This is a genomic window from Phytopseudomonas straminea (genome assembly GCF_900112645.1).
Classification (GTDB): domain Bacteria; phylum Pseudomonadota; class Gammaproteobacteria; order Pseudomonadales; family Pseudomonadaceae; genus Aquipseudomonas; species Aquipseudomonas straminea.
In genome coordinates this window covers 1-8,220 of record NZ_FOMO01000018.1, presented here as the reverse complement: position 1 = coordinate 8,220, position 8,220 = coordinate 1, and the positions used below count along the sequence as shown (strand labels likewise).

Genomic DNA, 8,220 nt, shown 5'->3' with positions numbered 1-8,220 from the left:
GAAGGCATTGGTTTTCTGACCGCTGTCGCTTTAGTCACTGCGTTCATCCGTGGCGAATTCAGAAGCAGTGATGCATACATCGCGTTTTTGGGCATGGATCTGAAAGTCGCAGATTCAGGCCAAAAGTCTGGGCGTCGCCGTTTGACCAAACGAGGGTGTTCGGAAGTGCGCAGACTGCTGCATAACGCCGCTATGGCCGCCAGTAAATCTGCGGCCTGGAAAGAGCTATACGAGTATTACCGCAGCAAAGGCAAAGCAACCACTCAGGTCTTGGTCATCCTGGCTAGAAAGCTCGCCAGAGTCGCATTCGCCTTGATGAAAACTCAAGGCGAGTACATCAGCAGAAGGACATAAAGGCATTGCCCTAAACCATAGAATCTCCTACGAGTTATGCGACCGACTGCTCCCGCCATGCCGTAGTCATTACAGATGCAATTACGGCGAGTGATCCTGAACAGCTTCTCAGGCCATTGCACAGTGCGAGCACTGGCTCGCGCTTGCCCTAATCGAAACGCACGAGTAGGGTTGCCGGCTCGGCCGAACCTGGCCGCATGATCAGGAACTCGTGTGAAACCCGTCTCCCGCGCTTTACTGCTGCTGGCTCTGGTGGCCGCAGCGGTGAATCTCCGCCCCGGCATTACCTCGCTGGCGCCGCTTATCGAGCGTATCGCTCAGGAACTGTCCCTCAGCCGCGGCTTTATCAGCCTCACCACGGCGCTACCGGTGCTATGTATGGGCCTGCTGGCGCCCCTTGCGCCGCGGCTTGCCGTGCGGCTGGGCCTGGAGCGCACCATCACGCTGTGCCTGGGTGCCATCGCCCTGGCATTGGTGCTGCGCCTGGTCAGCCATTCCAGCAGCATTCTCGTTGGTAGCGCCGTGCTGCTAGGCGCCGCCATCGCCATTGCCGGGCCTTTGTTGTCGGGCTTCATCAAACGCCATTTCGCCGGTCGCATGGGCCAAGTGTTGGCCTGGTACTCGTTGAGCATGGCTATCGGTGGCGCCATCGGTGTAGTGCTGACCATGCCGGTCACCCAGCTGTTTGGCGATGACTGGAGCTACGGCCTGGCCATCTGGGTAGTGCCAGCTTTGCTGGCGGTAGTCATCTGGTGCTGCCTGCCCAAGCAGCATGTCGAGCCGCTGAGTCAGGAGGATGCCTCCGCCGGTTTGCCCTGGCGCGAGGGGCGGGCCTGGTTGATTAGCGCCTATTTTGCCCTGCAGGCTGGGCTGTTCTACGCGGTGGCGACCTGGACGGTGGCGCGTTACCAGGAGGCGGGCTTATCGGCGATGCACAGCAACACGCTGTTCAGCCTGGCCATGCTGATGGGGCTGCCGAGCTCCTTCGTGCTACCCATGCTGGTGCAGCGCTTCAACCGTTACCTGCTGATGGTCGGCTGCGGCTCCCTGACCCTGGTCAGCCTGGTGATGATCACCTTTGCGCCGACCTTCATCCCGGAATTCTGGGCGCTGACCCTGGGGTTCGGCATGAGCGGTTCCTTCGCCTTGTCGCTGCTGCTGCCGATCTACGAGGCCGGCTCGCCCATGGCGGTCAGTCGCTGGACTGCCATGATGCTCGGCTCGGGCTACAGCGTCGCATGCCTGAGCCCGGTACTCAGCGGTCTGGCGCGCGACCTTTCGGGCACTTATCAGGTGCCGTTCCTGGTGCTCACGGGTATGGCGGTGGTGATGGTGCTGCTGGCCTGGTCGATGCGCGAAGGTCCGCGCAGTCCTTCAGTGTGAATGGCTTCGTAGCCCGGGTAGAGCGAAGCGAAACCCGGGACATCGCCTAGCCGATTGAATGACACTCATCACTGTCCTGACCGCTCGCCCGGCCCGCAGCATTCCCCTCACTCGTGCGCTGTGATAGAAGGCTGCCAGTTTTTATCGGAGTGCCCCCGTGGAATCGGAATCCATCGTCTACGGCAATATTCGTGACTGGCCGTCGGACAGCGCTGCGGAGAGTCGCCTGCGCCGCCTGCTTAACCGGCAGGTGCTCGACGCATTGCCGACCGGAGATGCCTGGCCGTTTCTCGGTCGCGAGATGTTCTCCTGCTGCCAGCAACCGGGCAGCGGTCTGTACCAGACCCAGGTGATTCACTTCGGCGCCAGTTACCAGACCATCGAGTACGAATGGAAGCTGTGGGTCGCCGAATTCGAGGCGCTGCTCAAGCGCCTCTACTGGGCCAGCGCCGTGGTGCACCTGGAAACCGAACTCAACGGCACCCACACCTTCCGCTGGGAAGCCGAATCGGAAAGCGGTCTGCATAGCCCTCAGGACGGTGCGCTTCGCGTGCGCTGCGCTTGGGAGCGGGAAGGAGGGCTGCGGGGCTGAGCCGCTGCCTGCGATGCGAGTTCTGGGCTGCCGCCGAAGCCCTATAACGTCCTTACGCTTGCGTTTCGCTCATCCATTTCGGTTTTGGATAGCGACGGTCGGACTTTCCAGCCTTAAGGATGGCGCCCGGCACGTCGTGGCCGATCAGGTCGGGCAGGGTGGCGGCTGCTTCGAGCAGTGTATCCAGCTTTACTGCTGTCTCCAGGCCCATACGCTGGAACATGTGCACCAGATCCTCGGTGCAGATATTGCCGCTGGCGCCCGGCGCGTAGGGGCAGCCGCCGAGCCCGCCAAGGGAGGCGTCGAAGCGGTCGATGCCGGCGTTCAGGGCTGCCAGGGCATTGGCCAGGCCCATGCCGCGGGTGTTGTGAAAATGCGCGGTAAATACTGCTTCGGGCCAGCGCTGCAGCGACGTGCGGCAGATGCGTTCGACCTGCGCCGGGTCGGCCATGCCGGTGGTGTCGCAGAGGGTCACGCCCTGCACGCCGATTTCCAGCAAACGCTCGGTCAGCTCATGCACGCGCGCCTCGGGCACTTCACCCTCGAACGGGCAGCCGAAGGTGGTCGACAGCGAGGCGTTGATGAATACGCCGCTGCCGCGGGTGACCTCGATGATCTCGCGAAACTGCGCGAGCGACTGCTCCGGCGTCATGCGCAGGTTGGCCAGGCCGTGGGTGTCGCTGGCCGACATCACCAGGTTGATTTCGTCCACGTCGCAGGACAGCGCCCGTTCGCAGCCACGCACGTTGGGCACCAGCACGGTGTATTCCACACCGTCGACGCGCTGAATGCCGCGCATCACCTCTTCGGCATCACGCAGGTTGGGAATCGCCTTGGGCGAGGTGAAGGAGGTGACCTCGATCTTCGCCAGGCCGGTTTGAGACAGACTGTCGATCAAGGCGATCTTGGCGTTGGTGGGCACGAAGCTGGCTTCGATCTGGAAGCCGTCGCGGGTGGCGACGTCCTGGATGTAGAGGCGTTTGGTCATGGGGAGGTCCTGATTGTGTCTGGGGCGTAGCCCGGCTCGAGCGAAGTAACATCCGGAAGGTTTTGATCGTTCCCACGCTCTGCGTAGGAATGCATTCGGCAACGCTCTGCGTCGGCTGCTCTAAGGGGCGGACGCGGAGCGTCCTGGGCTGAGTTCCCACGCGGAGCATGGGAACGATCTAGAACTCAGATAACCCCGCGCTCGCGCAGACCTTTGACCTGCTCCTCGCTCAGGCCAAGCCCGGCGAGGATGTCTTCGCTGTGCTCGCCGAGCTGCGGGCCGCCTGCACCGATGCGCCCCGGCGTGCGACTGAGCTTGGGGAGCACGCCTGGCACCTTCAGCGGGCCGACGGGCGTCTGCACCGTCTCGATCATCTGCCGTGCCAGGTAGTGGGGGTCCTGCACGATATCGGCGGCGGTGTAGGGATAGCCGGCCGGTACGCGGGCGCCCTTGAGCGCTTCGATCACCTCGTCGCGGCCGCGCCCGGCGGTCCATTCGCCAATGGCGGTGTCGATCAGCTCGGCATGCTGGCTGCGCCCGTCGTTCTGCGCCAGGCGCGGGTCGTTGCCCAGGTCGTCACGGCCGATCAGGGTCATCAGGCGTTTGTAGATGCTGTCGCCATTGCCGGCGATCAGCACGTAGCTGCCGTCGTTGCACGGGTAGGAGTTGGAAGGGGTGATGCCGGGCAGGGCGCTGCCGGCTGGCTCACGGATATAGCCGAAGGCGTCGTATTCGGGCACCAGGCTTTCCATCATGGCGAACACCGACTCGTACAGCGCCACGTCGATTTCCTGGCCTTCGCCGCTGCGGCCCCGCTCCTGCAGGGCCAGCAACACGCCGATCACGCCATACAGCGAGGACAGCGAATCGCCGATGCTCACCCCGACGCGCACCGGCGCTTGCCCGGCATAGCCGGAGAGATGGCGCAGACCGCCCATGGCTTCGCCGATCACCCCGAAACCGGGCAGGTCGCGGTAGGGCCCGGTTTGTCCGTAGCCGGAGATGCGCAGCATGATCAGTCGCGGGTTGATCGCCTTCAACGCGTCATAACCCAGGCCCCAGCCTTCCAGCGTGCCGGGGCGAAAATTCTCCACCAGAATGTCGGCCTCGGCCACCAACTGGCGGACGATGTCCTGGGCTTCGGCCTGTTTCAGGTCAAGGGTCAGCGAGCGCTTGTTGCGCGACTGCACGTGCCACCACAGCGAGGTGCCGTCCTTGATCTTGCGCCACTTGCGCAGTGGGTCGCCGACGCCAGGCGGCTCGATCTTGATAACGTCGGCGCCGAATTCGCCGAGCAGCTTGCTGGCGAACGGGCCGGCGATGAGCTGGCCCATTTCGATGACCTTGAGGCCGGCTAGGGCCATGGGTGCAACGGTTGTGTTGGCAGGCATGTGCGGCTTCCCGATGACTTGGGTTCGATGGCGCCGAGCATCGCCCACCACGCGGCTCGCCGCAATCAGTCAATCGTCAAGTCTGGCTTCGTGCAACGCGAAGGCATATGGTGCCACCATCGGTTCGCAGCCCTTGGCGCGGGCCAGCCTCTTTCGCCAGCCACGAAGCGGAGCCCGCCATGCGCGTGGATTTCACCACCCTCAAGTTATTCGTCGCCATCGCCGATGAGCGCAGCCTGACCCGCGCCGCCGAGCGTGAGCACCTTGCGCTGGCGGCAGTGAGCAAGCGCATCAGCGACCTGGAAGCGCATCTGCGCACCCCCTTGCTGTATCGCCAGCCCAAGGGCGTGGCGCTGACGCCGGCCGGCGATGCGCTGCTGCACCATGCGCGCAACCTGCTGGACAACATCCAGCACATGCAGGCCGACCTCAGCGAGTTCAGCGAGGGCATCAATGGCCACGTGCGCATCCACGCCAACACCTCGGCGGTGATCGCCTTTCTGCCCGAGGACCTGGCAGCCTTCAGCGCCGAGCACCCGCAGATTCGCATCGACCTGGAAGAGCGCGTCAGCAGCGAGATCATCCACGCGGTGCGCGAAGGGCTGACCGATATCGGCATCTTCGCCGGCCACGTACAGGCCGCTGGCGTGCAGGTGTTTCCCTACCGCCATGACCGCCTGGTGCTGGTGGTGCCGAGTGAGCATCCGCTGGCGGCCCGCGAGCGAGTCACGCTGTCGGAAACCGTCGGCTACGACTTCATCGGCCTGCAGAAGGAAGCCTCGCTGCATAGCCTGCTCAGCGAGGCCGCGCAGCAGGCGGGCGTGCATCTGCGGGTGCGCATCCAGGTGCGCAGCTTCGAGGCCATCTGCCGGATGATCCATACCGGGCTGGGCATCGGTGTGCTGCCCGAGCAGGCGGTGCGTACCTATCTGCCGAGCATGGCGGTGCGCGCCGTGGCAATCGAGGATGCCTGGGCGGTGCGCGAGCTGAACATCTGCGTGCGCCAGTACGACAGCCTGTCGCTGATCGCCCGGCAGATGGTCGATCACCTGGCCAATGGTTCTGCCTTCGGCAATGGCGAAGGCAGGCTTGGCCAATCAAGAATTTAGTCGGCCTTGGGGCTCAAGTAGAGTTCGTGGCGAACAAAGGCATCCGGTGGGCACTGCCCCCCGTACCAATAACAACAGGAGATCGCCTCATGTCCCGCTTGTTCTGCCGCAGCCTGTCCTGCGTGCTGCTTTCCACCGCCATGGCCTTCGGCGCCGCCGTTCAGGCCGAGGAAATTGTCATCAAGTTCGCCCATGTCGCCTCCGACCAGACGCCCAAGGGGCAGGGCGCGCGCATGCTGCAGAAGCTGGTCAAGGAGCGCCTGACCGGCAAGGCGCGGGTGGAGGTCTACCCCAATTCTTCGCTGTTCGGTGACGGCAAGGAGATGGAGGCGCTGCTGCTCGGCGACGTGCAACTGCTGGCGCCGGCCCCGGTGAAGCTGGAGAAGTACCAGCCGCGGGTGCAGATCTTCGACCTGATGTTCCTGTTCGACAATGCCGCTGCTTCCCAGCGTTTCGAGCAATCGCCAAAGGGCCAGGAGCTGCTGCACAGCCTGGAGAACAACGGCATTCTCGGCCTGGCCTACTGGCTCAACGGTATGCGCCAGTTCACCGCCAACAAGCCCTTGCACCTGCCGAGTGATGCGCGTGGCCTGAAGTTCCGCGTGCAACCTTCCGACCTGCAGGCCGCGCAGATCAGCGCACTGCGCGCGGTGCCACGCAAGATGGCCTTCGCCGAGATCTACCAGGGCCTGCAGACCGGGGTGATCAATGCCTCCGACAATCCCTGGTCGAACATTTACAGCCAGCGCCACTTCGAGGTGCAGCAGTACATGATCGAGTCCAACCACGCGGTCGGCAATTACATGCTGATCACCAACGCCAAGTTCTGGAACGGCCTGCCCGACGGTGTACGCGGCGAACTCAAGACCATCATCGACGAGGTCACCGCCGAGGTTAACCGCCAGGCCCTGGCGCTCAACGAAAAGGACAAGGAGCAGATCCTCGCCGGCGGCAAGCACGAGCTGATCGTGCTGACGGACGAAGAGCGCAAGCAATGGCGCGAGGTGATGCAACCGGTCTGGAAGCAATACGAAGACAAGATCGGCAGCGACCTGATCGAGGCGGCTCAGGCCGCCAATGCTGCCACCAACTAGAGCGGAGACCGCCATGCTCGATCACCTGGATCATCTGGTACTGACCGCTACCGACGCCGACGCGACCACGCATTTCTATGTGGAGGTGTTGGGTATGCGCTTGGAAACATTTGGCAATGGCCGCAAGGCGTTCTGCTTCGGTAACCAGAAGATCAATCTGCACGTGCGTGGCCAGGAGTTCGGGCCCAAGGCTCACTTGCCGGTGCCGGGGGCGCTGGATCTGTGCTTTATCGCCAGCCAGCCGCTGGATCAGGTGATCGCGCATCTACAGCAGGCTGGCTGGCCAATCATCGAGGGGCCAGTGATGCGCACTGGTGCCACGGGGCCGATTCGTTCGGTGTACCTGCGCGATCCTGATCTGAACCTGATCGAGATTTCCGAATTGGTTTTATAACGGGGCTTGTCGGGCAGCGGCATGGCAAGAGCGGATGCTCAGTTATCCATTGTGGGAGTGTTCGCTGGCACCACCTCTAACCGCTGGTTTTCATCGCATGGCTCTTTGCCTCGGTAGGCTATTCGCCCACGCCGAAGGCCGCGTTTACCAATCGTGAATATTCGCCTCGCCAGGCCGGAGGTTAGAGTCGGCTGGCCAAAACAATTACAACAACCCTCCCTGGGAGACCGCTGATGAATGCATTGCAGCGCCTATGGAATCACCTCGAGGAAGCCGCTGTGGCGTTCCTGCTCGGGGCGATGACCCTGGTCACTTTCTCGTACGTGGTATTCAACAACCTTTACGGTGTTTTCTACGCCCTGGGCGATGTGCTGCCGTTTGGCAGCGATGCCCTGTTCGCCATTGGCGACGGCATCCTCTTCGTCGCCCAGGAAATGACCTGGAGCGTGGCCCTGACCAAGGCCATGTTCGGCTGGCTGATCTTCGTCGGCCTGGCCTGGGGCGTGCGCATCGGTGCGCACATCGGTGTTGACCTTTTGGTGCGTATGTTCCAGCCGGCCCTGCAGAAGGCCGTGGCCATCGTCGCGCTGCTCATCTGCCTCGGTTACTGCGCGCTGATGGCCTACTCCAGCGAGCAGTGGGTCGCGCTGCTGTTCACGCTCGGCACCGGTGCCGAGGATCTGGATCGCTTTGGCGTGCAGCAGTGGCACATCGTGATGATCGTGCCCATCGGCTTCACCCTGATGTTCCTGCGTTTCGCCCAGGTGCTGGTCCGGGTGATCCAGGACAAGCAGATTGGTTTTGGTGGTCACGGCGAAGTGGAAGACGCCATCAAACTCGCCGAAGAAACGGAGGCTAAACGATGACCATCGCATTTCTGTTCATCGCCCTGTTCGCGCTGATGTTCATCGGCAT

9 protein-coding genes are annotated in these 8,220 nt (G+C 63.0%); 7 read left to right on the top strand and 2 right to left on the bottom strand.

The genetic code is table 11. The annotated features are described in order from the left end of the window. The 3 genes from BM279_RS23010 to BM279_RS23000 all read left to right on the top strand — a co-directional run. A partial coding sequence (locus BM279_RS23010; protein WP_143103635.1) for a transposase occupies nucleotides 1–354 on the top strand: 354 nt, incomplete at its 5' end. Between the two features lie 213 nt (nucleotides 355–567). After that, entirely contained in the window at nucleotides 568–1,737 is a 1,170-nt protein-coding gene (locus tag BM279_RS23005; RefSeq protein WP_093507715.1) for an MFS transporter, read from the top strand. Nucleotides 1,738–1,894: 157 nt separating this feature from the next. After that, the gene (locus BM279_RS23000) at nucleotides 1,895–2,329 is read left to right on the top strand and encodes a hypothetical protein (RefSeq protein WP_093507713.1); all 435 of its coding nucleotides are present in this window, start codon (nucleotides 1,895–1,897) and stop codon (nucleotides 2,327–2,329) included. Between the two features lie 52 nt (nucleotides 2,330–2,381). Here BM279_RS23000 and BM279_RS22995 read toward each other — a convergent pair whose 3' ends face one another. Together BM279_RS22995 and BM279_RS22990 are read right to left on the bottom strand one after the other, a co-directional pair. After that, nucleotides 2,382–3,317 (bottom strand): hydroxymethylglutaryl-CoA lyase, encoded by a 936-nt coding sequence (locus tag BM279_RS22995; RefSeq protein WP_093507711.1) that lies wholly within the window; start codon nucleotides 3,315–3,317, stop codon nucleotides 2,382–2,384. A gap of 185 nt (nucleotides 3,318–3,502) precedes the next feature. Further along, the gene (locus BM279_RS22990) at nucleotides 3,503–4,708 is read right to left on the bottom strand and encodes a CaiB/BaiF CoA transferase family protein (protein WP_244154211.1); all 1,206 of its coding nucleotides are present in this window, start codon (nucleotides 4,706–4,708) and stop codon (nucleotides 3,503–3,505) included. A 179-nt stretch (nucleotides 4,709–4,887) separates the two neighbouring features. Here BM279_RS22990 and BM279_RS22985 point away from each other — a divergent pair, with 179 nt between their 5' ends. The 4 genes from BM279_RS22985 to BM279_RS22970 all read left to right on the top strand — a co-directional run bounded on the left by BM279_RS22985 (nucleotide 4,888) and on the right by BM279_RS22970 (nucleotide 8,171). Continuing rightward, nucleotides 4,888–5,817 (top strand): LysR family transcriptional regulator, encoded by a 930-nt coding sequence (locus BM279_RS22985; RefSeq protein WP_093507707.1) that lies wholly within the window; start codon nucleotides 4,888–4,890, stop codon nucleotides 5,815–5,817. Between the two features lie 89 nt (nucleotides 5,818–5,906). Continuing rightward, nucleotides 5,907–6,911: a DctP family TRAP transporter solute-binding subunit gene (locus tag BM279_RS22980; protein WP_093507705.1), complete on the top strand. Its 1,005-nt coding sequence runs from the start codon at nucleotides 5,907–5,909 to the stop codon at nucleotides 6,909–6,911. A gap of 13 nt (nucleotides 6,912–6,924) precedes the next feature. Beyond that, on the top strand, nucleotides 6,925–7,305 hold the full coding sequence (locus BM279_RS22975) for a VOC family protein (protein WP_093507703.1): 381 nt from the start codon (nucleotides 6,925–6,927) through the stop codon (nucleotides 7,303–7,305). Between the two features lie 233 nt (nucleotides 7,306–7,538). After that, nucleotides 7,539–8,171 (top strand): TRAP transporter small permease, encoded by a 633-nt coding sequence (locus BM279_RS22970; RefSeq protein WP_093507701.1) that lies wholly within the window; start codon nucleotides 7,539–7,541, stop codon nucleotides 8,169–8,171. The last annotated feature ends 49 nt before the right edge of the window (nucleotides 8,172–8,220 follow it).